The sequence below is a fragment of the Pseudomonas sp. 13B_3.2_Bac1 genome, from assembly GCF_025466205.1.
Lineage (GTDB): Bacteria > Pseudomonadota > Gammaproteobacteria > Pseudomonadales > Pseudomonadaceae > Aquipseudomonas > Aquipseudomonas fluorescens_H.
Genome location: NZ_JANLOG010000112.1, coordinates 1 through 25,740, shown reverse-complemented (window position 1 = coordinate 25,740; position 25,740 = coordinate 1). Strand labels below are relative to the sequence as shown.

The 25,740-nt window shown below is 60.1% G+C and carries 24 protein-coding genes; 14 read left to right on the top strand and 10 right to left on the bottom strand.

What is annotated here, in order from left to right; translation table 11 throughout:
- Positions 1-139 precede the first annotated feature (139 nt).
- From NTD85_RS18205 to flgA, 4 genes are all read right to left on the bottom strand, one after another.
- Complete coding sequence (locus tag NTD85_RS18205) at positions 140-886, bottom strand: flagellar brake protein (protein ID WP_262142842.1); 747 nt, start codon at positions 884-886, stop codon at positions 140-142.
- A gap of 92 nt (positions 887-978) precedes the next feature.
- A complete protein-coding gene (locus NTD85_RS18200) occupies positions 979-1,446 on the bottom strand; it encodes a flagella synthesis protein FlgN (protein ID WP_025112926.1) in 468 nt (155 codons plus the stop codon).
- A gap of 48 nt (positions 1,447-1,494) precedes the next feature.
- Positions 1,495-1,821, bottom strand: coding sequence for a flagellar biosynthesis anti-sigma factor FlgM (flgM, locus tag NTD85_RS18195; protein WP_003227226.1), 327 nt, complete (start codon positions 1,819-1,821; stop codon positions 1,495-1,497).
- 159 nt (positions 1,822-1,980) lie between these two features.
- Positions 1,981-2,742: a flagellar basal body P-ring formation chaperone FlgA gene (flgA, locus tag NTD85_RS18190; protein ID WP_080593261.1), complete on the bottom strand. Its 762-nt coding sequence runs from the start codon at positions 2,740-2,742 to the stop codon at positions 1,981-1,983.
- Positions 2,743-2,824: 82 nt separating this feature from the next.
- Between flgA and NTD85_RS18185 the strand changes: the two genes are divergently transcribed.
- From NTD85_RS18185 to NTD85_RS18155, 7 genes are all read left to right on the top strand, one after another.
- A complete protein-coding gene (locus tag NTD85_RS18185) occupies positions 2,825-3,757 on the top strand; it encodes a chemotaxis protein CheV (protein ID WP_003227223.1) in 933 nt (310 codons plus the stop codon).
- Positions 3,758-3,803: 46 nt separating this feature from the next.
- On the top strand, positions 3,804-4,631 hold the full coding sequence (cheR, locus tag NTD85_RS18180; RefSeq protein ID WP_003227220.1) for a protein-glutamate O-methyltransferase CheR: 828 nt from the start codon (positions 3,804-3,806) through the stop codon (positions 4,629-4,631).
- A gap of 371 nt (positions 4,632-5,002) precedes the next feature.
- Complete coding sequence (gene flgB / locus NTD85_RS18175) at positions 5,003-5,410, top strand: flagellar basal body rod protein FlgB (RefSeq protein ID WP_003227219.1); 408 nt, start codon at positions 5,003-5,005, stop codon at positions 5,408-5,410.
- Between the two features lie 3 nt (positions 5,411-5,413).
- Positions 5,414-5,857, top strand: coding sequence for a flagellar basal body rod protein FlgC (flgC, locus tag NTD85_RS18170; RefSeq protein ID WP_003227217.1), 444 nt, complete (start codon positions 5,414-5,416; stop codon positions 5,855-5,857).
- 15 nt (positions 5,858-5,872) lie between these two features.
- The gene (flgD, locus tag NTD85_RS18165; RefSeq protein WP_003227214.1) at positions 5,873-6,598 is read left to right on the top strand and encodes a flagellar hook assembly protein FlgD; all 726 of its coding nucleotides are present in this window, start codon (positions 5,873-5,875) and stop codon (positions 6,596-6,598) included.
- Between the two features lie 30 nt (positions 6,599-6,628).
- Complete coding sequence (gene flgE / locus NTD85_RS18160; protein WP_201136845.1) at positions 6,629-7,960, top strand: flagellar hook protein FlgE; 1,332 nt, start codon at positions 6,629-6,631, stop codon at positions 7,958-7,960.
- Between the two features lie 392 nt (positions 7,961-8,352).
- On the top strand, positions 8,353-8,646 hold the full coding sequence (locus tag NTD85_RS18155) for a hypothetical protein (protein WP_262142840.1): 294 nt from the start codon (positions 8,353-8,355) through the stop codon (positions 8,644-8,646).
- A gap of 11 nt (positions 8,647-8,657) precedes the next feature.
- On the opposite strand, the gene NTD85_RS18150 is transcribed toward NTD85_RS18155, so the two are convergent.
- Entirely contained in the window at positions 8,658-11,552 is a 2,895-nt protein-coding gene (locus NTD85_RS18150; RefSeq protein WP_103521694.1) for a ribonucleoside-diphosphate reductase subunit alpha, read from the bottom strand.
- A gap of 849 nt (positions 11,553-12,401) precedes the next feature.
- On the opposite strand from NTD85_RS18150, the gene NTD85_RS18145 reads away from it, so the two are divergent.
- Positions 12,402-13,124, top strand: a complete 723-nt coding sequence (locus NTD85_RS18145; protein WP_103485449.1) for a response regulator — start codon at positions 12,402-12,404, stop codon at positions 13,122-13,124.
- Positions 13,121-14,731: an ATP-binding protein gene (locus NTD85_RS18140; RefSeq protein WP_003227208.1), complete on the top strand. Its 1,611-nt coding sequence runs from the start codon at positions 13,121-13,123 to the stop codon at positions 14,729-14,731. Before NTD85_RS18145 ends, NTD85_RS18140 begins: the two co-directional genes overlap by 4 nt.
- Positions 14,732-14,846: 115 nt before the next feature.
- Here NTD85_RS18140 and NTD85_RS18135 read toward each other — a convergent pair whose 3' ends face one another.
- Positions 14,847-15,572: a 4'-phosphopantetheinyl transferase gene (locus tag NTD85_RS18135; RefSeq protein WP_262142839.1), complete on the bottom strand. Its 726-nt coding sequence runs from the start codon at positions 15,570-15,572 to the stop codon at positions 14,847-14,849.
- Positions 15,573-15,763: 191 nt separating this feature from the next.
- Positions 15,764-16,555 (bottom strand): dienelactone hydrolase family protein, encoded by a 792-nt coding sequence (locus tag NTD85_RS18130; RefSeq protein ID WP_262142838.1) that lies wholly within the window; start codon positions 16,553-16,555, stop codon positions 15,764-15,766.
- A gap of 220 nt (positions 16,556-16,775) precedes the next feature.
- Here NTD85_RS18130 and NTD85_RS18125 point away from each other — a divergent pair, with 220 nt between their 5' ends.
- Both NTD85_RS18125 and NTD85_RS18120 read left to right on the top strand, forming a co-directional pair.
- Positions 16,776-17,453 (top strand): response regulator transcription factor, encoded by a 678-nt coding sequence (locus NTD85_RS18125; RefSeq protein ID WP_103485452.1) that lies wholly within the window; start codon positions 16,776-16,778, stop codon positions 17,451-17,453.
- On the top strand, positions 17,450-18,796 hold the full coding sequence (locus NTD85_RS18120; protein WP_201136848.1) for an ATP-binding protein: 1,347 nt from the start codon (positions 17,450-17,452) through the stop codon (positions 18,794-18,796). The genes NTD85_RS18125 and NTD85_RS18120 overlap by 4 nt, the downstream gene beginning before the upstream one ends.
- Positions 18,797-18,926: 130 nt before the next feature.
- Here the strand turns inward: NTD85_RS18120 and NTD85_RS18115 are convergent, their stop codons facing one another.
- Positions 18,927-19,925, bottom strand: coding sequence for an AraC family transcriptional regulator (locus tag NTD85_RS18115; RefSeq protein ID WP_262142837.1), 999 nt, complete (start codon positions 19,923-19,925; stop codon positions 18,927-18,929).
- A gap of 351 nt (positions 19,926-20,276) precedes the next feature.
- Here NTD85_RS18115 and NTD85_RS18110 point away from each other — a divergent pair, with 351 nt between their 5' ends.
- Entirely contained in the window at positions 20,277-21,611 is a 1,335-nt protein-coding gene (locus NTD85_RS18110; RefSeq protein WP_226499623.1) for a dicarboxylate/amino acid:cation symporter, read from the top strand.
- Positions 21,612-21,868: 257 nt separating this feature from the next.
- Complete coding sequence (locus NTD85_RS18105; RefSeq protein ID WP_262142836.1) at positions 21,869-23,050, top strand: CaiB/BaiF CoA transferase family protein; 1,182 nt, start codon at positions 21,869-21,871, stop codon at positions 23,048-23,050.
- 111 nt (positions 23,051-23,161) lie between these two features.
- Here the strand turns inward: NTD85_RS18105 and NTD85_RS18100 are convergent, their stop codons facing one another.
- Both NTD85_RS18100 and NTD85_RS18095 read right to left on the bottom strand, forming a co-directional pair.
- The gene (locus NTD85_RS18100) at positions 23,162-23,656 is read right to left on the bottom strand and encodes a SprT family zinc-dependent metalloprotease (protein ID WP_003227192.1); all 495 of its coding nucleotides are present in this window, start codon (positions 23,654-23,656) and stop codon (positions 23,162-23,164) included.
- Between the two features lie 148 nt (positions 23,657-23,804).
- Positions 23,805-24,407, bottom strand: coding sequence for a Yip1 family protein (locus NTD85_RS18095; protein ID WP_003227189.1), 603 nt, complete (start codon positions 24,405-24,407; stop codon positions 23,805-23,807).
- 443 nt (positions 24,408-24,850) lie between these two features.
- On the opposite strand from NTD85_RS18095, the gene ttcA reads away from it, so the two are divergent.
- A complete protein-coding gene (ttcA, locus tag NTD85_RS18090; protein WP_003227187.1) occupies positions 24,851-25,675 on the top strand; it encodes a tRNA 2-thiocytidine(32) synthetase TtcA in 825 nt (274 codons plus the stop codon).
- Positions 25,676-25,740 lie beyond the last annotated feature (65 nt).

Genomic DNA, 25,740 nt, shown 5'->3' with positions numbered 1-25,740 from the left:
CCAGATAAAGGGTGGGGGCGCTTCGCGCCCCAGCGGGAGCAAGCTCCCTCGCCACAGGTGTCCGTTGCTGGCAGAAAGATTTTTGGCATAAAAAAGGGCAGTCCCGCGAGGGGCTGCCCTTTCTATTTGCCTGTACGAATCACAGATCGTCTTTATCGAACCGGCGTGCTTCACGCTGCAGTTGATAAACGAAGCGCTCGACGTTGCGCGCCGCCTGACCACTGATGTTGTGGAAACGCAGGCCGGCGAAGGTGATGTTGAGCTTTTCTTCGAAGTGCAGATAACGCAGTTCGACCGAAGTCGGCTGATTGCCGAACAGCGGGGTGGCGATCATGCGGTCATAAACCTGGCCCAGTTGCAGGCGGTCGGTGATGTCGCCGTCAAAGCGCAGCTTGCAACCGGTGGCGGAAATATCCAGCAGTTTACCGTTGATCGGTGCCTTGAGCTTTTCGCCGCCGAGTTCAACGCTGACCAGATCGGTCAGTTTCAGGGCCGCGCGAAAAGCGTTGCGGCGCTGGTGGTAAACCACTTCGGTCGGCAGTTCGCCGGTGTAGAAGCGGTCGCCTTCGGATTCTTCAATGTTCAGCGTGCCGTTGCATTCCCAGGCGATACGCACGCCTTCGTGGAAGCCTTCGACCTTGAACGGTTCGCCGGCCAGCAGAAAACGCTCGCCATCGCGCGGGATCATTTCGTCCAGGGCAATCGTCGCGGTTTCGCGGTCAACCTTGATCAGGTAGCTCTGGAAGCGCTGACTGCGCTCGTGAAAGGTGATGATCAGCGGATCGTGGCTTTCTTGCAGCTGGCGCAGGTTGCTGGAGATTTCCAGGGGCGTGGTCAGCACCTTTGGTGGCTGCGGAGTATCATCCGCGCTTAGGGCGTTTGGCACGTTTTCTCAATCTCCAGACAAAATTTGACTACGACTAGCCAGCATTTTGCCAGCATGTTTCGCGGGTTGATAGTGCAGGCACATCGAATGGCTCACGCCTGGCTGAGCGTACGCGGCTTGGTGGGCTTGGCGAAAGTGCCTGTGGCGTCATACAACGCTGGTGGCTCGCCCCCGGTGAGGATTTTCAGCTGATTGGCCGTGGTGGCCTGCTGAATCTGGATCGACTGACCGTTCTTGACGTTGGCCGCCTGGCACTGGGCAATCAGGTCTGTCAGCACGTCGCTCTGGGACAGCAACTGATCGCCAATGCTCGACTGGCTGGCCAGTTGCTCCAGGCCCTGACGATCGAGCGGCAGGTTGAGGCTGGCGAGGATTTCGCTGCGCTTGCGGCCATGCTGTTCAAGCAGAATGATCAATGCCTGTTTGCGCGCCAGAATATCTTCGAGCAAGGGCATGTCGCGACCGTGCAAGGCGAGGGACTCGGTTTGCAATAACTCCAGCAATTGTTGAGCTGGAGCAAAGTCGTCGGTGATCAGTTGCAATAAATTAGTGTCGTGCATGGCTGGCCTTGGGTTCTAAGCGTCCAAAAGCCTGGCGCCGGCAAAAGCCTAGCGCTGGGCTTCGAAGTTGAGCAGTTTGCTGGCTACACGGTTGCTGTCGACTTTATAGCTGCCATCGGCAATCGCTGCTTTCAACTCGGCCACTCGGGCTTTGTCGACGGCAGGCTGATCGCGCAGCTTGTCAGTGACCTTCTGCAACTGTTGAGCCTCATTGCTGAGGTGTACCGATTCCCCGCTTTTTACGGTACTGGCCGTTTCGGCCGGGGTATTCAGCGGCGCGGAGGTGCCGGTATCGGCGGTTTCCTTGGCGTTGCTGGTACGTGTACTGCCCGTAAGTGACGAGGAGCTGTTCAAACGGCTGAAATCGATGACCATGTTAAAAACCTCTGGGAATTTGGACGCTTGCCATGTTCTCGGCCATCCCCTGGAAAACTTTAGGCTCATTTGCAATGAGCTGCATGCGTCGAAGCGTGTCCTGCTTCGGCACAGTTTAGGGAAGCGTCGAGGCCGGCGCCAGTTTTCTGCGTGAGCGTTTTACATGGCCACTTCCACTTGGCCCGGCGCGATGACCTGCGCCTTGATCACCCGGTTCGAGTTCAGGTTTTTCACCCGGATCTGTTCCTTCAGACCGCCATTGGCCAGGGCTTCGCCGGGCATGCGTACGGCGAGCGTACCGCTGCGGGCGATGATGACCACCTGATCGCCCTTGCGCACCACTTCAGCCTGTTCCAGGTGCACCAGGGTAATGACCTGATCGGCGACCGTTGGTCGGGTTAATTTTTGCCCGATGGCTTCATCCACCGACGTCAGGAAACCCTGATTGATCTGGCTGACGTCGCGTTCACGCAAGGTCACGTCCTGCGGCTCGATAATCCCGGCGCGTTTGAGCGGTCGGGTGGTGGTGACAATCTCGCGAAACAGGCGGACTTGAGCGGGCACGAACACCGTCCAGGGCGAGCTTCCCTCGCAACGGACCTTGACCGTGACCCGGCCCAGCGGGCGTGCCGGACTCTCCAGCGACGCTGTCAATTCCTTGTCGCACATAGGCATGCGCATACGTGGATCGAGCTGGTTGACCTCGATTTCGTAGCGGCCTTCGGTTTGACTGGTAGCCAGATAGTCTTCTACGGTGAACTCAAGAAAGCCCTGAGTGACGCCGATAAGCATGTCAGGCAAGGTAACCGTATCAGCACCGGCAGGGCTGCCAGCGAAAAACAAGCAGACGGCAGACGTCGCGCACAACGCTTTGCGGGTGCGGGAGGTCAGGCGTCGGAAAAATGTCGTTTGAGCGTTCATACGAGTTAAAAAGCAAGCGCCGTGCCGTTTAGCAATGAATGTGCGTCGCAACAACACTTGGCGTTGGTGTAGGAGTCTGGGCATGGCTGGTGTAATGGATTCGGTGAACCAGCGCACGCAACTGGTAGGGCAGAATCGCCTGGAGCTGTTGTTGTTCCGTCTCGACGGTCAACAGCTCTACGGAATCAACGTGTTCAAGGTGCGGGAAGTGCTGCAATGCCCGTCGCTGACGTTGATGCCCAAGTCCAGTCCTGTCGTGTGCGGGGTGGCGAATATCCGGGGGGCGACCATTCCGATCCTTGATCTGGCAATGGCGACCGGTTCCGGGGCGTTGAAAGACAAGAAAAATCCGTTCGTGATCATCACGGAGTACAACACCAAGACCCAGGGTTTCCTGGTCCGCTCGGTGGAGCGCATCGTCAACATGAACTGGGAAGAGATCCATCCGCCGCCCAAGGGCACGGGGCGCGATCATTACCTGACCGCTGTGACTCGAGTCGACAATCAGTTAGTCGAAATCATCGACGTCGAGAAGGTGCTGGCGGAAGTCGCGCCGACCCCCGAGGCGATTTCGGTCGGTGTGGTCGATGTCGAGACCCAGAGCAAGGCGTTGTCGCTGCGGGTATTGACGGTCGATGACTCGTCGGTGGCGCGCAAGCAGGTCACGCGTTGCCTGCAGACGGTCGGTGTCGAAGTGGTGGCGCTGAACGACGGCAAGCAGGCGCTGGATTACCTGCGCAAGCTGGTCGATGAGGGCAAGAAGCCGGAAGAAGAGTTCCTGATGATGATTTCCGACATCGAGATGCCGGAGATGGACGGGTACACCCTGACGGCGGAGATCCGCAGCGACCCGCGCATGCAAAAGCTTCATATCATCCTGCATACTTCGTTGTCGGGGGTTTTCAATCAGGCGATGGTCAAGAAAGTCGGTGCCGATGACTTCCTGGCCAAATTCCGTCCTGATGACCTGGCATCCCGGGTAGTCGACCGGATCAAAGCAGCAGATATCAGCTAGGGGCCTTCTGCCCCTGGCGGTCAACACGATTTAAGAGGCGGCATCATTGTCTACGGGTAATTTGGATTTCGAACAGTTCCGGGTCTTCCTGGAAAAAGCCTGTGGCATTTTGCTCGGTGAAAACAAGCAGTACCTGGTCTCGAGCCGTCTCAACAAACTGATGGAGCAGCAAGGCATCAAGTCCCTGGGTGAGCTGGTACAGCGCATCCAGACCCAGCCGCGCAGCGGTTTGCGCGAGCAGGTGGTCGATGCCATGACGACCAACGAAACCCTGTGGTTTCGGGACACCTATCCGTTTGAAGTCTTGAAGAACAAGGTGCTGCCCGAGGCGATCAAGGCCAGTCCCAACCAGCGTCTGCGGATCTGGTCGGCGGCGTGCTCGTCGGGTCAGGAACCGTATTCGCTGTCGATGTCGATCGATGAGTTCGAGCGCAGCAACCTCGGTCAGTTGAAGATGGGTGTGCAGATCGTTGCCACCGACCTGTCCGGCAGCATGCTGAACAACTGCAAGACCGGCGAGTACGACAGTCTGGCGATCGGTCGCGGTTTGTCCGCCGATCGTCTGCAGCGCTACTTCGACCCGAAAGGGCCGGGACGCTGGGCAGTCAAGGCGCCGATCAAGAATCGCGTGGAGTTCCGCTCGTTCAACCTGCTCGACAGCTATGCGAGTCTGGGCAAGTTCGACATCGTGTTTTGCCGCAACGTGCTGATCTACTTCTCCGCCGAGGTGAAGAAAGACATCCTGTTGCGCATTCACAGCACGCTGAAGCCGGGCGGGTATCTGTTCCTCGGCGCTTCCGAAGCGCTGAACGGTTTGCCGGATCATTACCAGATGGTCCAGTGCAGCCCAGGGATCATTTACCAGGCGAAGTGATTGCATCGGCAATACAAAAAACGGGAGGCCTCAGGGGCTCCCGTTTTTTTGTGCCTGAATTATCTCCCTCACACACCACAAATCCCCTGTGGGAGCGGGCTTGCTCGCGAAGGCAGTGTGTCAGAAAAACAGATATCGACTGACTCGACGCTTTCGCGAGCAAGCCCGCTCCCACAGTGGGTCTGTGGTGTAGGTGCGAGGGGAGGGCAAAGCGGCAGAAAAGCGGCAGCCAGCGGAAGCCGTTTGCCGCTTTTCTGGCATTGCCGCTTTGCCAACGCCCCGCAAAGCCCCGGTTTTCGGGGATTTCTCGCATTGGCACGCGGCTTGCTAAAGCTCAGGTACGAAAAACCGGTCACCCGAAGGTTCCCGACATGAGCATCAGCTTCGATAAAGCGCTCGGCATTCACGAAAAGGCATTGGGCTTCCGCGCCCAGCGCGCTGAAGTGTTGGCCAACAACATCGCCAACGCCGATACCCCGAACTACAAGGCTCGGGATCTGGACTTCTCCAAAGTGCTCGAAGCACAGAGCCAGAAGAACGCCAACGGCACCATCGCCCTGAACATGACCAACAGCCGTCACATCGAAGCTGAAGGCGTGGGCAATGGCGACGAGTCGCTGATGTATCGCACGCCGATGCAGCCTTCGATCGACCAGAACACCGTGGACGCTCAGCTCGAGCAGTCGAACTACGCGGAAAACGCGGTCGGCTTCCAGGCCAGCTTCACTCTGCTCAACAGCAAATTCAAAGGGCTGGTGTCAGCCCTGCGCGGAGAGTAATCCATGTCCCTGTCCAGCGTTTTCAACATTGCCGGCAGCGGCATGAGCGCACAAACCACGCGTCTGAACACCGTGGCTTCGAACATCGCCAACGCCGAAACCGTCTCATCGAGCATCGACCAGACCTACCGCGCCCGTCACCCGGTGTTCGCCACCATGTTCCAGGGTGGCCAGAACAGTGGCAGCAACTCGCTGTTCCAGAGCCAGGACGCTGCAGGGCAGGGCGTACAGGTGCTTGGCGTGGTCGAAGACCAGAGCAACCTCGAAGCGCGCTACGAGCCGAACCATCCGGCCGCTGACGCCAAGGGCTACGTCTACTACCCGAACGTCAACGTGGTGGAAGAAATGGCTGACATGATTTCCGCGAGCCGGTCGTTCCAGACCAACGCCGAAATGATGAACACCGCCAAAACCATGATGCAGAAGGTGCTGACCCTCGGTCAGTAATAAGGGGCGACTGCCATGAGTGTTTCCGATACCACCAGCAGCTTGAGCATGAATGACATCCTGGCGAACTCGTCGAAGAAGACCAGTTCGACCGCCGATGGCATTGCTTCTGCGACTAACAGTTCCACCGGCGGCCAGGCGCTGGGCAAGGATGCGTTCCTGCAATTGCTGGTCACCCAGCTGAAAAACCAGAACCCGCTCGACCCGCAGGACAACAGCGCGTTCGTTGCGCAGTTGGCGCAGTTCAGCAGTCTGGAAGGCATCACCACGCTTAACAGCACCGTCAGCTCGCTGGCCGGCAACTACAACTCCTCGCAGGCCCTGCAGGCGTCGTCGCTGGTGGGCCGCAACGTGATCGTGCAGACCAACACCGTTCAATTGGACGACCCGAGCAAAGGCATGACCGGTTCGGTCACCGTTCCGTCGTCGATTGCCGGCGGCACCGTCAGCATTACCGACAGCAGCGGCACGGTCGTTCGCACCATCGATCTGGGCAGTCGCGCCGCAGGCAGCGCGAGCTTCACCTGGGACGGCAAGGACAAGGACGGCAACCTGGTGAAGACCGGTACCTACACCGTCAAGGCCAACGCCTCGATCAATGGCACCTCGACCGATATGGCGACCTATCTGCCAGCCACGGTCAACAGTGTGACCATCAGCCAGACCGGTGGCGAGCTGATGCTCAACCTGTCCGGCAAGGGCACCGTTGCCCTGTCCAAAGTACAAACCATTGGTATATAGAGCCGACTAACCGGCACAAAGGAGTGGAATATGTCTTTCAATATCGGCCTTAGCGGTCTCTATGCAGCCAACAAACAACTGGACGTGACCGGCAACAACATCGCCAACGTCGCGACCGCCGGTTTCAAATCGTCCCGTGCAGAATTCGAAGACGTCTACTCGGCCACTCGCCTGGGTAGCGGCAGCAAAGTCATCGGCAACGGTGTGCGCCTGGCCAACGTGTCCCAGCAGTTCACCCAGGGTGACATCAACAACACCGGTAACGTGCTGGACATGGGTATCAACGGTTCCGGTTTCTTCACCATGAGCAACAACGGCGCGATCACCTACACCCGTGCCGGTACGTTCAAGGTCGATAATAACGGCTTCATCACCAACACCGACTACACCTCGCGCCTGCAAGGTTATGGTGTGGATGCCAATGGCAAGATCATCAACGGCGTGTTGACCGACCTGAAGATCGACACCTCGAACCTGGCGCCGAAATCGACTTCGCTGGTGACTTCGTCCATCAACCTGAACTCGTCGGCCCCAGTGATCGACGACACAGTGGCGGCAGGCAAGTTCGACCCGGCAAAACTCGAAACCTACACCAAGTCGTTCAGCACACCGATCTATGACTCTCAGGGCAACTCGCACGTCATGGATCAGTACATGGTGAAAACCGGCCAAAACACCTGGAAGGTCTACACCCTGGTGGACGGGCGCAATCCGGATGCAACCGGCAGCGATCCAACCAAGACCGCCCCGACTGCTTCGACACTGACGTTCGACAGTTCGGGCAATCTCACTCAGGTCAGCACGCCTAACCCGGCGGATGCGACCAAGCCGATCATCAGCAGCGACTTGAAGCTGACCGGCTGGGTACCGGGTACCGTGACCAACGGCACCTTCACGCCAAACGGCGCGTCTGCCAACACCAATGGCGTGACCATTTCCATGGCCAAGACCACTCAGTTCAACGCTGATACCGCCCGTTCGATCCCGACTCAGGACGGTTACGCCACTGGCCAGATCACCAACCTGACCATCGACGGCACCGGTACGCTGTTCGCCAACTTCAGCAACAACCAGAGCAAGGCCATCGGCCAGGTTGCGCTGGCCAGCTTCACCAACGAACAAGGCCTGCAGGCGGTCGGCGGTACCAGCTGGAAAGAGACTTTCGCCTCGGGTATCCCAGGCTACGATGCGCCGGAAACCGGTACTCTGGGTTCGATCGCTTCCAACTCGCTGGAAGAGTCCAACGTTAACCTGACCAACGAGCTGGTAGACCTGATCAAGGGCCAGAGCAACTATCAGGCGAACGCCAAGACCATTTCGACTCAGAGCACCATCATGCAGACCATCATTCAGATGACCTGATTGCGGTTTCTGGTTGTGCAAGAGCCCCTCTTTTTGAGGGGCTTTTTTGTGGGCGGCTATTGGGTGGCAGCTGTTTTGATTGGGTGAATATCCGTTGCTTCGGGTGCTGCGGCTGGCTGTTTCGCCCTTACGGCGAGTCACTTTTTCAGACGCCAAAAAGTAACCAAAAGGCTTGGCCCCAGCGTTCGGCCCTCGCTTAGGCTCGGGTTCCTTCGCTGCGGGATTCATCCGGGGGCATCGCCTACGGTTTGCTTCGCTGCACCTCCTCTCGATGTGTTTGGCTTCGCCAAACGGTCGCTTCGCTCCCACCCCCGGATAAATCCCTCCACTCAGCCTGCCGACGGGGCCGGTACGGCAAAATCAAAAGCTTTCGGCGAGCTGACACTCGGCCATTGAGTGGTGAAAAGCATGCGCTTGGCTTTTGCTCTTCTGTGGAAACCAGCCTGCTGGCGATGGCGGCCCGCGAGCCAACTAATCTCCGTCAGATTCATGTAATCACTGTAGGAGCTGCCGAAGGCTGCGATCTTTTGATCTGTGGCAGCAGCACTGAAGATCAAAAGATCGCAGCCTCGTTACTCTCGACAGCTCCTACAGTTAAATGGCAGGCAAAAGAAAACCCCCGACAAACCAGAAGCCTGTCGGGGGTTTCTTTTGCCTGGAAGAATCAGGCGCCTCGCGACGCCTGACTCAGCTCAGCTTATTGGCAAGCTTCGCAATCCGGCTCGTCGATCGCGCAAGCCTTTGGCACTGGAGCTGGACCTGCCGGAGCTGCCAGAACCGAATCGTCGCCGTGGTTGCCGCCGCTGGAAACAGCGTTCAGCTTGCCGGTGTTGATGGTCGACTTCTCGGTGCTGGTCGCGGCCAGGGCACGGAGGTAGTAAGTGGTTTTCAGACCACGGTACCAGGCCATGCGGTAGGTCACGTCGAGCTTCTTGCCCGATGCACCGGCGATGTACAGGTTCAGCGACTGGGCCTGGTCGATCCACTTCTGACGACGGCTGGCGGCGTCAACGATCCACTTGGTGTCCACTTCGAACGCGGTCGCGTAGAGCTCTTTGAGTTCTTGCGGGATGCGCTCGATCTGCTGCACCGAACCGTCGTAGTACTTCAGGTCGTTGATCATGACCGAGTCCCACAGACCGCGAGCCTTGAGGTCGCGAACCAGGTACGGGTTGATCACGGTGAATTCGCCCGACAGGTTCGATTTCACATACAGGTTCTGGTAGGTCGGTTCGATCGACTGCGATACGCCAGTGATGTTGGCGATGGTTGCGGTCGGTGCGATGGCCATGATGTTGGAGTTACGAATGCCTTTCTGTACACGGGCGCGAACCGGTGCCCAGTCCAGGGTCTCGTTCAGGTCAACGTCGATGTACTTCTGGCCACGTTGCTCGATCAGGATCTGTTGCGAATCCAGTGGCAGGATGCCTTTGGACCACAGCGAACCGTTGAAGGTCTCGTAAGCACCACGCTCGTCTGCCAGGTCGCAGGACGCCTGGATCGCGTAGTAGCTGACCGCTTCCATCGACTTGTCGGCGAACTCGACGGCAGCGTCGGAACCGTAAGGGATGTGCTGCAGGTACAGCGCGTCCTGGAAGCCCATGATGCCCAGGCCGACCGGACGGTGGCGGAAGTTGGAGTTCTTCGCTTGCGGCACCGAGTAGTAGTTGATGTCGATCACGTTGTCGAGCATGCGCACGGCAGTGTTCACGGTGCGTTGCAGCTTGGCGGTGTCCAGCTTGCCGTCGACGATGTGGTTCGGCAGGTTGATCGAGCCCAGGTTGCAAACGGCGATCTCGTCCTTGTTGGTGTTCAAGGTGATCTCGGTGCACAGGTTCGAGCTGTGAACCACGCCGACGTGCTGCTGCGGGCTACGCAGGTTGCACGGGTCTTTGAACGTCAGCCATGGGTGGCCGGTTTCGAACAGCATGGACAGCATCTTGCGCCACAGGTCTTTGGCCTGGATGGTCTTGAACAGCTTGACCTTGCCCGGGTACTCGGTCAGGGCTTCGTAGTACTCGTAGCGCTCTTCGAAGGCTTTACCGGTCAGGTCGTGCAGGTCCGGAACTTCGGATGGCGAGAACAGGGTCCACTTGCCGTCATCGAAGACGCGCTTCATGAACAGGTCAGGGATCCAGTTGGCGGTGTTCATGTCGTGGGTACGACGACGATCATCACCGGTGTTCTTGCGCAGCTCGATGAACTCTTCGATGTCCATGTGCCAGGTTTCCAGGTAGGCACACACAGCGCCTTTGCGCTTGCCACCCTGGTTGACGGCTACAGCGGTGTCGTTCACCACTTTCAGGAACGGAACCACCCCTTGCGACTTGCCGTTGGTGCCCTTGATGTACGAGCCCAGTGCACGAACCGGGGTCCAGTCGTTGCCCAGGCCGCCAGCGAATTTCGACAGCATGGCGTTGTCGTGGATCGCGTGGTAGATGCCCGACAGGTCGTCCGGAACGGTGGTCAGGTAGCAGCTCGACAGCTGTGGACGCAGGGTGCCGGCGTTGAACAGGGTCGGAGTCGACGCCATGTAGTCGAAGGACGACAACAGGTTGTAGAACTCGATCGCACGGTCTTCTTTCTGCTTCTCTTCGATTGCCAGGCCCATGGCCACGCGCATGAAGAAAATCTGCGGCAGTTCGAAGCGCACGCCATCCTTGTGGATGAAGTAACGGTCGTACAGGGTCTGCAGGCCCAGGTAGGTGAATTGCTGATCGCGCTCGTGGTTGATCGCCTTGCCCAGTTTTTCCAGGTCGAAGGTGGCCAGCACAGGGTTCAGCAGTTCGAACTCGATACCTTTGGCAACGTAGGCTGGCAGCGCCTTGGCGTACAGGTCGGCCATTTCGTGGTGAGTGGCGCTTTCGGCCACACCCAGGAAGCCCAGGCCTTCGGCACGCAGGGTGTCCATCAGCAGGCGCGCGGTCACGAACGAGTAGTTCGGCTCACGTTCAACCAGGGTACGCGCGGTCATCACCAGTGCGGTGTTGACGTCGTTCAGGGCCACGCCGTCGTACAGGTTCTTCAGGGTTTCGCGCTGGATCAGGTCGCCATCGACTTCAGCCAGGCCTTCGCAAGCCTCGGTAACGATGGTGTTCAGGCGGCCCATGTCCAGCGGCGCGAGGCTGCCGTCGGCGCGGGTGATACGGATCGACGGGTGCGCGTCGACCGCAGCTTCGACCGGAGCGTGGGCAGCGCGTTCTTTCGAACGGCCGTCACGGTAGATCACGTAGTCACGAGCGACTTTCTGCTCGCCGGCACGCATCAGGGCCAGTTCGACCTGGTCCTGGATTTCTTCGATGTGGATGGTGCCGCCCGACGGCATGCGACGCTTGAAGGTCGCGGTGACTTGTTCGGTCAGACGGGCAACGGTGTCGTGGATTCGCGACGAAGCGGCAGCGGTGCCGCCCTCAACTGCGAGAAACGCTTTGGTGATAGCGACGGTGATCTTGTCATCGGTGTAAGGAACGACAGTGCCATTACGCTTGATCACGCGCAGTTGACCAGGCGCGGTGGCAGCCAGATCCGAATTCGAATCGGCGGCCTGCGGCAAGGTGCCCTGCGGGTTCTCGCGAGTTGTGTCGGTTTGCATGGGGGGTGATCTCCACATTCTCTATGTTTGTTTGGGCACCATCATGGTGCTCACCGTTCTGGTCCGAAGCACTACAACCGACGGGCGTCGGGCATAACAACTTCGGACCAGTAGGAAAAAGGCTAATGACGCCGCATCCTTGCCGAAGTTTTTGGCTGCGAGCCAGGGCTCGAGCCGGATTCCTTCCAGGGTGACAGTCATGACTGCAACACCCGTACCGTTCCGGTTGTTTCCAACCCAAAAAACGGTGCCATCCGCAAGTGCGGTTTGGGCTTTGAAAAACTTGCTTGGTTCAACCGGAAACCGGCAATAAAGCGCTTGAGTTTCAGGTCCGAAATGTGGTTGGGCGTTTGAGCGGAAAACCCTATATGTAGGGTCTCTCCTTGCGCCGTGCTACAAGATAATGCGTTTCGAGGGGGCTTGCAACGTACTAGCTGTGGATAAGCCTGTGCGTAAATTGTGTAAGAAACCAGGAATTCCCGTGTAGGCCGCGAACCTGCTGAGCTAGACCGTTTGTCACTGTTTTTCACTCGGGAAAAACGCTTCAGCGGATTTTTAAGGGCGCGAACCCTATCACAAAAAACCGGGTTGTCCGAACGCATTTGGCGACTTGTGTTCTGGTTGTACGCCGTTTATACAATCGGGCAGTGTTTACCCATTCTTATCCTCCCGAAAGATGACAAAAAGACGGGAGAAATGTGGGAGCGGGCTTGCTCGCGAAAGCGGTGGGTCAGGCAATATCCATGTTGACCATGCCGCCGTCTTCGCGAGCAAGCCCGCTCCCACAGGGGAATTGAGTCAGGCCGAGCATTCTTCCTTATTAATAAAAACAGCAAGCAGAGGTCACTGGTGGAGCAAGAAGCCTGGCAGGTATTGATAGTCGAGGACGACCAGCGTCTGGCCGAACTCACCCGCGAATACCTGCAAGCCAATGGATTGCAGGTGGAGATTGAAGGCAACGGCGCGTTGGCGGCGGCGCGGATCATCAAGGAGCAGCCGGACCTGGTGATCCTCGACCTGATGCTGCCCGGTGAAGACGGTCTGAGCATCTGCCGCAAGGTGCGCGACCGTTATGACGGGCCGATCCTGATGCTCACCGCGCGCACCGACGATGCCGACCAGATCCAGGGCCTCGACCTCGGCGCCGACGATTACGTGTGCAAACCGGTGCGTCCACGGCTGTTGCTGGCGCGGATTCAGGCCTTGCTGCGACGCAGTGACACAGCCGAGCCCGTCGCGGAAAAAAGCCGTCGCCTGCAATTCGGCCCGCTGGTGGTGGACAACGCCTTGCGCGAAGCCTGGCTCAGCGACAGCGGCATCGAACTGACCAGCGCCGAATTCGACCTGCTCTGGCTGCTGGTGTCGAATGCCGGGCGAATCCTCTCTCGCGAAGAGATCTTTACTGCGCTGCGGGGCATCGGTTACGACGGCCAGGACCGCTCGATCGACGTGCGCATTTCGCGCATCCGCCCGAAAATCGGCGACGACCCCGACCACCCGCGCCTGATCAAGACCATCCGCAGCAAAGGCTATCTGTTCGTCCCTGAAGCCTGCGTAGACCTGGCGCTGTGAACTCGATTTTTCTGCGCATCTACGGCGGCATGTGCGCGGCGCTGATTCTGGTGGCGGTGCTCGGCGTGCTGGCGTTGCATCTGCTCAATCAGGTGCGCAGCGAGCAGTACCGCGAGCGCCTCGCCCACGGCACGTTTTCGCTGATGGCCGACAACCTGCAACCGATGAACGAAACCGAGCGCCATCGGGCGCTGTTGGTGTGGGAGCGGCTGCTGGGGATTCCGCTGGCGCTGAAGAAGTTTTCCGAGACTGATCTGGACTTGTCACAGCGTACCCGGGTGCAACGCGGTCAAGCGTTGGTGGAGCAGACCGGCCCGCATGCGGCGCGGGTCTATCGACTGGTCAGCGACAAGGAACAGTTGCTGCTGACCGGTGACGTACAACAGATCAGCGAGCAACTGGCCCGCGCGACCATTTATCTGCTGGCCGATGAATTGGTGCGTTTTCCGGTAGGCGAACAACCCAAGCGGCTGGCGCAGTTAAAGGAGGAGAAGGGCTTCGGTTTTGATCTGCGACTGGTCACGGTCAACGAGGCCGACATGGACGAAGACCAGAGCCGCCGCGTGTCCGAGGGCGACACGGTGATGGCGCTGGGCAAGGGTGGTGACTCGATCCGGGTGTTTGCCGGCATGGTCGGCACGCCGTGGGTGCTGGAAATCGGCCCGCTGTATCAGATGAATCCGTATCCGCCGCAATGGCTGGTGCTGATCGCCGTGCTCGGCCTGAGTCTGATCGGCCTGATCGTTTACCTGTTGGTGCGCCAGCTCGAACGGCGTTTGCGCGGCCTCGAGGCCGCCGCCACGCGCATCGCCAAGGGCAGCCTGGAAACCCGCGTGCCGGCCCGGGGCGCTGACTCGGTAGGACGGCTGGCGGCGGCGTTCAACGGCATGGCCGAGCACTTGCAGCAGTTGCTGGCGATCCAGCGCGAGCTGGTGCGCGCAGTCTCCCACGAACTGCGAACACCGGTGGCGCGCCTGCGTTTCGGCCTGGAGATGATCGGCTCGGCCACTACCCCGCAGGCGCTGGAAAAGTACCGCGAGGGCATGGATCACGACATCGAGGATCTCGATAAGCTGGTGGACGAGATGCTCACCTACGCGCGACTGGAGCAGGGCTCGCCGGCGCTGACCTTTCAACGCATCGACCTCGATGCGTTGGTCAATCAGGTGATCGAAGAGCTGGCGCCGTTGCGTGCCGGAGTCACGGTGCAGCGTGGTATGTGCCTGTCATCCACCGATAACGACGGCGCCTGGGTCGAGGCCGAACCGCGCTTCCTGCATCGGGCGTTGCAGAATCTGGTGAGCAACGCGATGCGCCATGCGCGCTCGAAAGTCACGGTGAGTTATCAGGTCGGGCAGTTGCGCTGCCGGGTCGATGTCGAGGATGACGGGCCGGGCGTGCCGGAGGTGGCGTGGGAGCGCATCTTCACGCCGTTTCTGCGTCTGGATGACAGCCGTACGCGGGCGTCGGGCGGGCATGGGCTGGGGCTGTCGATTGTGCGGCGGATCATCCATTGGCATGACGGCCGGGCGCTGATCAATAAGAGCAAGAGTCTGGGCGGGGCCTGCTTCAGTTTGAGTTGGCCGCGGAATCAGGAACGCCGCTGAGTTTTGTGGTGGCAGGGATGATGCCTTCGCGAGCAAGCCCGCTCCCACAGGGGAATGCATTTCAAGGGTGGGAGCGGGCTTGCTCGCGAAGGCGGCGGGACAGGCTGAAAAATCCTCAGGCCGGAATGCTGACCAGACTCAGCAACTGCCCATCCTGCACCCCAAATTGCGCTTCCAGCTCGGTGCCATGACGCCATTCGCCAGACAAGTCAGTCAGCAAACGCAACCTAACCTGCCCTTGCTCTGTCCACTCCAGCACCTCGGCGTGCTCGAAATAAAAGCGCTTCTGCACAATCGGGTACAACGCCTTGAACAGGCTTTCTTTCACCGAAAACGTCAGCGTCACCAGCAACGCCAGTTGTTCCCTCGAACCGGCGGCCATGCGCTGCAGTTCCGCAGGCGTCAGGATCTCCCCGGCCAGGCGTTCGGCGCGGTCGGTGTCGAGCAGGTTTTCCAGGTCCATGCCCAAGCCACGCCAATGCTGCCTGTTGGCGACAATCGCCGCCGCACGCCCGGTGCTGTGGGTGATCGAGCCGCAGATGTGCGCCGGCCATACCGGTGCACGGTCTTCGCCAATCGCCGGAATCACGCTTGAGCCTTCCAGTTGCTGCAACGCCGCCCGGGCGCAAATCCGCCCGGCAAGAAACTCTGCCTGGCGCTTGGCAACCGAACGCTGAATGCTCGGCGGCGGCTCGATGGCGCTGCGCTGGAAGTCGTCGCCGAGCAATTGTTTCGGGTCGAAACGGGTGCTCAGCAGGACGGTCTCGGGCAGCACGCTGGGCAACGGCCAGTGAGCGTCGAGCGCGGTGCAGCAGGTGGGGAGGGGCGGGCTGGAATTCATGGCGGGCATTTTGCCGGTTGAAGCCGCGACTGGGTAGAGGCTGCACACTTTTGTGGCGAGGGAGCTTGCTCCCGCTGGGGGCAAAGCCCCCCAAAACTGTGGGCGAGGTCTGTCAGGTAAACCGCATCGGCAGGTTTTTGCGACGGCTTTGCCGCCGAGCGGGAGCAAGCTCCCTCGCCACAGGGGCAATGTCAGCCAAAGATTTTCTGGAAGAACGTTTTCATGTCCGCCCAGGATTTTTCATCGGCCGCTTTGTTGTAGCCGATATCCGGGCCACCGTGTTCACCGTGGCTCAAACGATCGGCATCCGGATTGGTGAAACCATGCTTGGCACCGTCGAGGCTGACGAATGTGTAGTCGGCGCCGGCCTTGTCCATCTCGGATTTGAATGCGGTGACGTTGGCCGGGGTGACCATGCTGTCCAGCGCACCATGCTCGACCAGAATCTTCGCCTTCACACTGCCGGGCGTCGCCGGGGTGGTGGTCGCCAGTGCACCGTGGAAACTCACCACGCCCGCCAGCGGCTCGCCCTGACGCGCCGCGTTGAGCACCACGCCGCCGCCGAAGCAGTAACCGATGGCGGCGATTTTATTCACGTCGGTCTGTGGCTGCTTTTTCAGCAGGTTCAGCCCGGCCTCGAAGCGCTTGCTGGAGGCGGCGGCATCCTGGGTCGCGGCCTGCATGAATGCCATCGCATCCTTGGGGTGCTCGGTGTTCTTGCCTTCGCCGTACATATCGATCGCCAGTGCGCTGTAGCCCAGCTCGGCGAGGTCGCGGGCGCGGCGTTTGGCGTAGTCGTTCAGCCCCCACCATTCATGCACCACGACGATCCCCGGGCGTTTGCCCTTGATCGCATCGTCGTAGGCGTAGTAGCCGATCAGTCTGGTGCCGTCGGCACTCTGGTAGGGAATCTCCTGGGTCTTGATCGCGGCGTTGGCCAGGCTGCTGGCGGCGAGCAGGGCGAGGGCGAGGAACAGGCGCATGGTCGGTCTCCTTATCGAAAGTGGTCAGGACAGCCTAGTCGATTTGATTCAGTGCAGGTTCACCGAGCGTTCAGGGCAGGTACAGGGGCGGCTTGCTAACCTTGCATCCAGTCGAACAGCAATGAGAAAGTCGTCGCCCGTGCCGTCGCCTTCGCGAGCAGACTCGCTCTCACAGGTATGCTGTTGAAGTTGGAGCTTTTGATTTACCCGGGAGAGCGTTATGAAACTGTTGGTCGTCGAAGATGAAGCGCTGTTGCGCCATCACCTGCAAACCCGCCTGACGGAGAGCGGTCATGTGGTCGAGTCCGTGGCCAATGCCGAAGAGGCGCTGTACCAGACCGGGCAGTTCAACTTCGATCTGGCGGTCATCGACCTCGGTCTGCCGGGCATGGGCGGTCTGGATTTGATCCGGCAGTTGCGCTCGACCGGCAAGACGTTTCCGGTGCTGATCCTCACTGCGCGCGGCAACTGGCAGGACAAGGTCGAAGGCCTGGCCGCCGGTGCCGACGATTACGTGGTCAAGCCGTTCCAGTTCGAAGAACTCGATGCACGACTCAACGCCTTGCTGCGTCGCTCCAGCGGGTTCACCCAGTCCACCATCGTCGCCGGACCGCTGTTGCTGGACCTCAATCGCAAGCAGGCATCGCTGGATGAAGAGCCGCTGGCGCTGACTGCCTACGAATACCGCATCCTCGAATACCTGATGCGCCACCACCAGCAAGTGGTGCCCAAGGATCGCCTGATGGAACAGCTCTATCCGGACGACGACGAGCGCGATCCGAACGTGATCGAAGTGCTGGTCGGCCGCCTGCGCCGCAAGCTCGAAGGCACGCGGGGGTTCAAGCCGATCGATACCGTGCGCGGTCTCGGCTATCTGTTCAATGAGCCTTGCACTTGATTCGTTCTCTTCGCGTTCGCTTGATGCTCGCCGCCACCACGTTGGCGGTGTTGTTCATGCTCGGCTTGCTCCCCGCCATGCAGGGCGCGTTCAGCCTGGCGTTGCAGGACTCGATCGAGCAGCGGCTGGCCTCGGACGCCACCACGCTGATCTCTGCCGCCCGCATCGAGAACGGCCGCCTGATGATGCCGTCGCAGTTGCCCGATGAGCGTTTCAACCTCACCGACAACCGCTTGCTCGGCTACATCTACGATCGCGAAGGCAAACTGGTCTGGCGCTCGAAAGGCACGCAGGAAGAGCAGATCAACTACAAGCCGCGTTACGACGGCATGGGTAACGAGTTCGCGCGAATCCGCGAGAGCGATGGTCAGGAGTTCTTCGTCTACGACGTCGAAGTCAAACTGCTTGGCGGTAAAAGTGCCGCATTCAGTATCGTTGCCCTGCAACCGGTGCGTGAATACGAAAACACCCTCGAAGGCCTGCGCGAAAATCTCTATCTGGGCTTCGGTGCCGCATTGCTGGTGTTGCTGGCGCTGTTGTGGATCGGCCTGACCTGGGGCCTCAAGGCGCTGCGCCAGCTCAGCCAGGAACTCGATGAAATCGAAAGCGGCACCCGCGAAAGCCTCACCGAGCAGCACCCGCGCGAACTGCTGCGCCTGACCGGCTCGCTGAACCGTTTGCTGCTCAGCGAACGCCAGCAGCGCAGCCGCTACCGCGACTCTCTCGATGATCTGGCGCACAGCCTGAAAACCCCTCTGGCGGTGTTGCAAGGGGTCAGCGAAGACATGGCGAAACGTCCCGAAGATCGTGATCAAGCCTGGGTGCTGCAAACCCAGATCGAGCGCATGAGTCAGCAGATCAGCTACCAACTGCAACGCGCCAGCCTGCGCAAAAGTGGGCTGGTGCGCCACCAGGTGCGTCTGCAGCCGGTGCTCAAAAGCCTGTGCGACACACTGGACAAGGTCTACCGCGACAAACGTGTGCGGGTGGCCTTCGATCTGCCGGAGCACTGCTATGTGCCGATCGAGCAGGGCGCTTTGCTGGAAATGATGGGCAACCTGCTGGAGAACGCCTATCGCCTGTGTCTGGGCGAAGTGCGCATCAGCGTTCGCGAGAGTCTGGCCGGGACCGAGTTGTGCATCGAAGACGACGGCCCGGGCGTACCGCCGAATCAACGGGCGCGGATTCTCGAGCGTGGCGAGCGTCTGGATCGACAGCACCCCGGGCAGGGCATCGGGCTGGCGGTGGTCAAGGACATTATCGAGAGCTACAACGCCAAGTTGATGCTCGGGGATTCACCGATGGGCGGGGCGGCGTTCAGGATTCAGTTTCCTGCGGTTTAGTCGGCACCTTTCGGGCCTCTTCGCGAGCAAGCTCGCTCCCACATTGAATCGGCGGCGCTCGCCATTCCCCTGTGGGAGCGAGCTTGCTCGCGAAGGGGCCTGCCGCCTCGGCGTAAAACTCTGCGGAGGCTTACTGCTCCTGCGCCCGATAAGCCCCCGGTGTCAGCCCCGTCCATTTCTTGAACGCCCGGTGAAACGCCGACGGCTCGGAAAACCCCAGCTGCTCGGCAATCTGTTGCAGCGACAGATCCGCCCGTCCCAGATGATAAATGGCGATGTCGCGGCGCAACTGATCCTTCAATTCCTGAAAACTGGTGCCTTCCTCACGCAAATGCCGACGCAGGGTTTGCGGGCTGATGTGCAGGTGCGCGGCCACCGCTTCCAGATCCGGCCAGTGTGCGCTGTCGCGGCTGAGCAAGCGGCGCAGGCGGCTGCTGAGACTGTCGCCGTCGTCCGGGCGTGACAGCAGGTCGGCGGGGGAGCGTTCAAGGAAGTGCTTGAGGGTGCGTTCGTCCTGCAACAGCGGCATGTGCAGGTAGCGGCTGTGAAACAGCAGGCTGCTTTGGCCCTCGGCAAACACCAGCGGGCAGGGGAACAGCAGGTCGTACTCGGCACCGTGCGCCGGTTTCGGGTAACTGAAAGTGGCCTGCTCCAGACGAATCCGCTGGCCGATCAGCCAACTGCCGAGGCGATGCCAGATCACCAGCAGGCTCTCGCTGAGAAAGTGATCCGGGTCCCATAGCTGCGAATCATCGAGGCTCAGGCGCACCCATTCGTCTTCGCGGCTCAGGTCCAGGCGCGGGGCCCCCGGGAATAGGCTATAAAACAATAAACCGCGTTGCAGTGCCTTCTCCAGGTTGCGGCAGTGGATCAGGGCGTGGCACATCATCGCGAAGCTGCCGGGTTTGCTCGGTACGTTGCCGAAGCCCAGGTACTCATCATCCAGCGCCAGCCACAGGCTCTGGATCAGTTGGGTGAATTGCTCCGGTGCAATTCGCGCCCGCGGCTCATCCAGCAACTCGGGACTGATGCCCAGTCGCTGCAGCAGTAGCGAATAGTCGAAGCCCGAACGGCGTGCGCCACCGAGGGCGGCACGGGCGAAATGGCTGGCGATGGTGCGTTCGCGCATAAGCGGCAGATCCTTCCTCTGGCGCCGGATGGTAGCCGGGGCATGCGCAGGGCAACAAGGCGGATTTCCGCCAAATTGTAGGACGAGAACCAACGAGTTGGCGGAAATCCGCCACACTTACGTCACCGGGCAGTGACAAAAATTACCCTGCACTCCCTGATATCAAAAGGCTTGTAGCGAATTGCACCAATGTGGCACGGCGTTTGCGATAAGAGCGACAGAAGTGTGCGTCTATCCCGCCGGAGAAGCGCCGCTCGACACAACAAATCCCTCCAGTGCAGGAGGGTTCGCAATTCAGGTTTTGCGCTCGACAGATGGATGTTGCCCGCAGGACGCTTGAGGAAACTTGCAATGACGACTCGTCAGCCACTCTACAAATCCCTGTATTTCCAGGTGATCGTCGCAATCATCATCGGTATTGCACTCGGTCACTACTACCCGCAGTTCGGTGTCGCGGTAAAGCCGCTGGGTGACGGGTTCATCAAACTGATCAAGATGATCATCGCCCCGATCATCTTCTGCACCGTGGTCAGCGGCATCGCCGGCATGCAAAGCATGAAATCGGTCGGCAAGACCGGTGGTTACGCACTCCTGTACTTCGAAATCGTTTCAACCATCGCCCTGCTGGTCGGCCTGATCGTGGTCAACATCGTGCAGCCGGGCAACGGCATGCACATCGACGTCAGCACTCTGGACGCTTCGAAAGTTGCCACCTACGTGGCTCAAGGTGCTGATCAGAGCGTTGTCGGCTTCCTGCTCAACGTGATCCCGACCACCATCGTCGGCGCGTTCGCCACCGGTGACATCCTGCAAGTGCTGATGTTCTCGGTGATCTTCGGTTTCGCCCTGCATCGCCTGGGTGACTACGGCCGTCCGATCCTCGACTTCATCGATCGTTTCGCCCACGTGATGTTCAACATCATCAACATGATCATGAAGCTCGCGCCAATCGGTGCCTTCGGTGCGATGGCATTCACCATCGGTGCCTACGGTGTCGGCTCGCTGGTGCAGCTGGGTCAACTGATGGCCTGCTTCTACATCACTTGCGTGCTGTTCATCCTGATCGTGCTGGGTGCCATCGCCCGCATGCACGGCTTCAGCGTGCTGAAGATGATTCGCTACATCCGTGAAGAGCTGCTGATCGTACTGGGTACTTCTTCGTCGGAATCGGTACTGCCACGCATGCTGATCAAGATGGAGCGTCTGGGCGCGAAGAAATCGGTAGTGGGTCTGGTGATCCCGACCGGTTACTCGTTCAACCTCGACGGTACCGCGATCTACCTGACCATGGCCGCGGTGTTCATTGCTCAGGCCACCGACACGCACATGGACATCACGCACCAGATCACCCTGCTGGTGGTGTTGCTGCTGTCCTCCAAAGGCGCAGCCGGTGTGACCGGTTCGGGCTTCATCGTGCTGGCAGCCACCCTGTCGGCGGTCGGTCACCTGCCGGTGGCCGGTCTGGCGCTGATTCTGGGTATCGACCGTTTCATGTCCGAAGCCCGCGCCCTGACCAACCTGGTCGGCAACGCCGTGGCAACCATCGTGGTCGCCAAGTGGGTCAAAGAGCTGGACACCGACGTACTGCAATCCGAGCTGGCCTCGGGCGGTCGCGGTATCGCGGATACCCGTCCGGAAGATGATCTGGGTGTGGCTGAAGGTGCTACTCCGAGCAACGTCAAGTAACTGCAATTTGGTACTACCTTGTGGCGAGGGAGCTTGCTCCCGCTGGACTGCGCAGCAGGCCCCTCTTTGAAGAGCGGGGCCGCTTCGCGCCCCAGCGGGAGCAAGCTCCCTCGCCACACAGGCACTGAAGAACCTGCCTCGGCAGGTTTTTTATTGCCTGCGATTTGAGCATTACGGTCACTGCCGCTGATGCATCCGGTGATTGCCGTGCGCGGCAGCGCTGCCTAGGCTGGGTGTATCGCCCAAGGAGATCGCCCATGTCTGCGCCGCTGGCCTCACTGAAAATGCTGGATTTCTCGACCCTGCTGCCGGGGCCGTTCGCCTCGCTGTTGCTGGCGGACATGGGCGCCGATGTGTTGCGCATTGAATCACCGACGCGCATGGATCTGCTGCGGGTGCTGCCGCCGCACGATCAGGGCATGTCGGCCAGCCACGCTTACCTGAACCGCAACAAGCGCAGTCTGGCGCTGGACCTCAAGCAGCCGGAGGCGCTGGAGGTGGTTCGGCAGTTGCTGACTGAATACGACATCGTCCTCGAGCAGTTTCGTCCCGGTGTGATGGAGCGTCTGGGCCTGGGTTACGAGGCGCTGAAGGCGATCAACCCGAAGCTGATTTACGTGTCGATCACCGGGTACGGCCAGACCGGCCCGTACAAGGACCGCGCCGGGCATGACATCAACTATCTGGCGCTGGCCGGGCTTGCCAGTTACACCGGCCGCGCCGACAGCGGGCCGTTGCCACTGGGCATGCAGGTGGCGGATGTGGCTGGCGGGTCGCTGCATGGGGTGATCGGTTTGCTGGCGGCGGTTATCGCCCGGCAGCAGACAGGGCAGGGCACGCACCTGGACGTGAGCATGACCGACTGCGCCTTCAGCCTGAACGCCATGGCCGGTGCCGGGTATCTGGCCTGTGGCGAGGAGCCGCATTGGGAAGAGCAGATGCTCAATGGCGGCAGCTTCTATGACTACTACCGTTCCCGCGACGGGCGCTGGCTGTCGGTGGGCAGTCTGGAACCGGGGTTCATGCAGCAGCTGTGCACGGCGTTGGGCCGGCCGGAGCTGGCGGCGCAGGGCTTGTCGCCGAAACCCGAGCAGCAGCGGTTATTGAAGGACGCGCTGAAAGTTGAATTCGAGAAACACGACTTTGCCGAGCTGTGCGAGTTGTTTGCCGGGGTCGATGCCTGTGTCGAGCCGGTATTGAACCTGAGCGAGGCGGTGCAGCATCCGCAGTTGCAGGCGCGTGAATTGGTGACCCAGGTGCCGCGCGAGGACGGTACGACCCAGGCGCAGATTGCCTGTCCGCTGAAGTTCTCCGAGGCGCTGCCGGCGCCGCGACATGTCGGGGCGGCGTTGGGGCAGCATACGGAGCAGGTGTTGGGGGAGTTGGGGTTTAGTGCTGAGCGGATTGCCGAGTTGCGGCGTGCCAAGGTGATTCTCTAGCGTCTGTGCCGCCCCTTTCGCGAGCAAGCCCGCTCCCACATTTTGAAATGCATTCCCCCTGTGGGAGCGAGCTTGCTCGCGAAGGCGTCGGCGGCGACAACACCAAACCGGCTATTCCACCCGCATCTCACCACTGAACACCAAGGTGTTGCGGCATCTACGGCACAAATACCGTCGCCCCTGCCGTACCAGACTATGGCGCTGCGCCGAAAACGGGAAATCACTGTCGGCGCACGGGCATTTGTAGATGTAGCGGGTCACGCTGCGGCGTTTGATTGCGTAAGTGTGGCAGCGATCCGGCGGCAGTTCGTAAACCCCGCGCATGATCAGTTGCCACTCCTCGCCATGCGGCTGGATGCGGTCGCCGAACAGTTGGTGGGCGATCAGGTGCGCGACTTCGTGGGCCACGGTCTGCTTGAGGAAGTGTTCGGTGTTTTCCCGGTACAGCTGCGGATTGAAGCGCAGCAGATTCTCGTGCAGATGCGCGACACCGGCTTTTTGCCCGCGCAGCTTGAGGCTGACGACGGGGCGTTGGAAATGACGTTTGAAAAAGGCTTCAGCGAGTTGGTAACAGTCTTCGACGCGGGTATTGAGTTGCTCGGGCATGCTTGATGGATCTCCAGAGGCGTCGAGTATGCCGCAACCTCCCGGACTTGCGAATCGCTGACCTGCCGAATGGTCATCCGCCATACGAGAAGGCCGCCTTGCGGCGGCCTGTATTGGCAGATCTTGTTGTTCTCGGGGGTGAATCATGTCAGTTGGTATACACCGGCCCCACGCCGAGGCCCCAGACAATCACGGTGAACGCCATGATGGCCACCAGTACCACCAGACCCACCGCCAGCACCGAGCTGGAAAACAGGAAGCCTTCGTCCGACGGAATGTTCATGAACGTCGGCAACCCCACATACAGCAGATAAACCGTGTAGCAGATGGCCGCCGTGCCGACGATCATCCCCAGCCACATATGCGGATACAGTGCCGCCAGCCCGCCGACGAACAACGGTGTCGCGGTGTAGGTGGCGAAGGCCACGCAACGGGCCAGGCTCGGGTTGGCGTCATAGGTGCGGGCCATCCAGTGCACGAACGCGCCCATCACCGCGACGCCGCCAAGCATCGCCAGGTACGACATTACGGTCATCCAGATTGCGCTTTCCACGGTGAGCATCACCGGCGCGCGGCTGCCGATCACCCAGCCGACCTGAGTGGTGCCGATAAACGCCGAAACGGCCGGAATCGCCGCCAGGATCAGCGTGTGCGTCAGGTACATGTGGCTGATGCTTTCCTCTTGGTCGCCACGGATTTCCTTCCATTCCTGATCGGGGTGGGTAAAAAGTCCCACTACGTGATGGATCATGCCAGTCACTCCTCTTGTTATTGCCATCGCCCCCCAGCGGAGCGCCTACGGGCCAAGGTGGCCGAGCAAATACAGGTCTTCAGATGTGTGCGACCTTATGTCGCAGTATAGAAAGGACTTAACCGCACAGGTGATAGGGGCTTAGAGCAAATCGCGCTGTAAACACGGGGTGTAATCGCGGCAGGGTCTTGCACGGTTGAGGCCGGATCCCCTCTGTGGCGAGGGAGCTTGCTCCCGCTCGGCTGCGCAGCAGTGGCCAATCCTTGCGGTTCGGTGCGTCAGGAAAATAGCGGCTGCAGGTTTGGGGGCGCTTCGCACCCCAGCGGGAGCAAGCTCCCTCGCCACAGGGGATCGGGTGAAAGGGACAGACCCACGGCCCTTCGCGCTCCCGGCGTTTTTGCGTAAAATGCCCGCCTTTCGTCACACCTCACGGATTTCGCGTCATGGGCACTCTTACGGTCAACCAGAACAAACTGCAAAAGCGCCTGCGCCGCCTGGCCGGCGAAGCGGTCGCCGATTTCAACATGATCGAAGACGGCGACAAGGTCATGGTCTGCCTGTCCGGAGGCAAGGACAGCTACACCATGCTCGACGTGCTGATGCACCTACAGAAGGTTGCACCGATCAAGTTCGAGATCGTCGCGGTGAACATGGATCAGAAGCAGCCGGGTTTCCCCGAGCATGTGCTGCCGGCCTATCTGAAAGAGCTGGGCGTCGAGTACCACATCGTCGAGAAGGACACCTACTCGGTGGTCAAGGAACTGGTGCCGGAAGGCAAGACCACCTGTTCGCTGTGCTCGCGCCTGCGTCGCGGCACGCTGTACACCTTCGCCGACGAAATCGGCGCGACCAAAATGGCCCTCGGTCACCATCGCGATGACATCGTCGAGACGTTCTTCCTCAACATGTTCTTCAACGGCACCCTCAAGGCGATGCCGCCGAAGCTGCGCGCCGACGACGGGCGTAATGTGGTGATCCGCCCGCTGGCGTACTGCAACGAGAAAGACATCCAGGCTTACTCGGACTTCAAGGAATTCCCGATCATCCCGTGCAACCTCTGCGGTTCGCAGGAAAACCTGCAACGTCAGGTGGTCAAGGAAATGCTTCAGGACTGGGAGCGCAAGACTCCGGGCCGAACTGAAAGCATCTTCCGCAGTCTGCAGAACGTGGTGCCGTCGCAACTGGCCGACCGCAACCTGTTCGACTTCACCAGCCTGAAGATCGACGAGACGGCGGCTTCGCGCTTCGTCAACGTGGTCAACCTGTAAACCCATTCCAGGTGGGAGCGGGGGGGGGGGGGGGGGGGGGGGGTTTTTTTTTTTTTTTTTTTTTT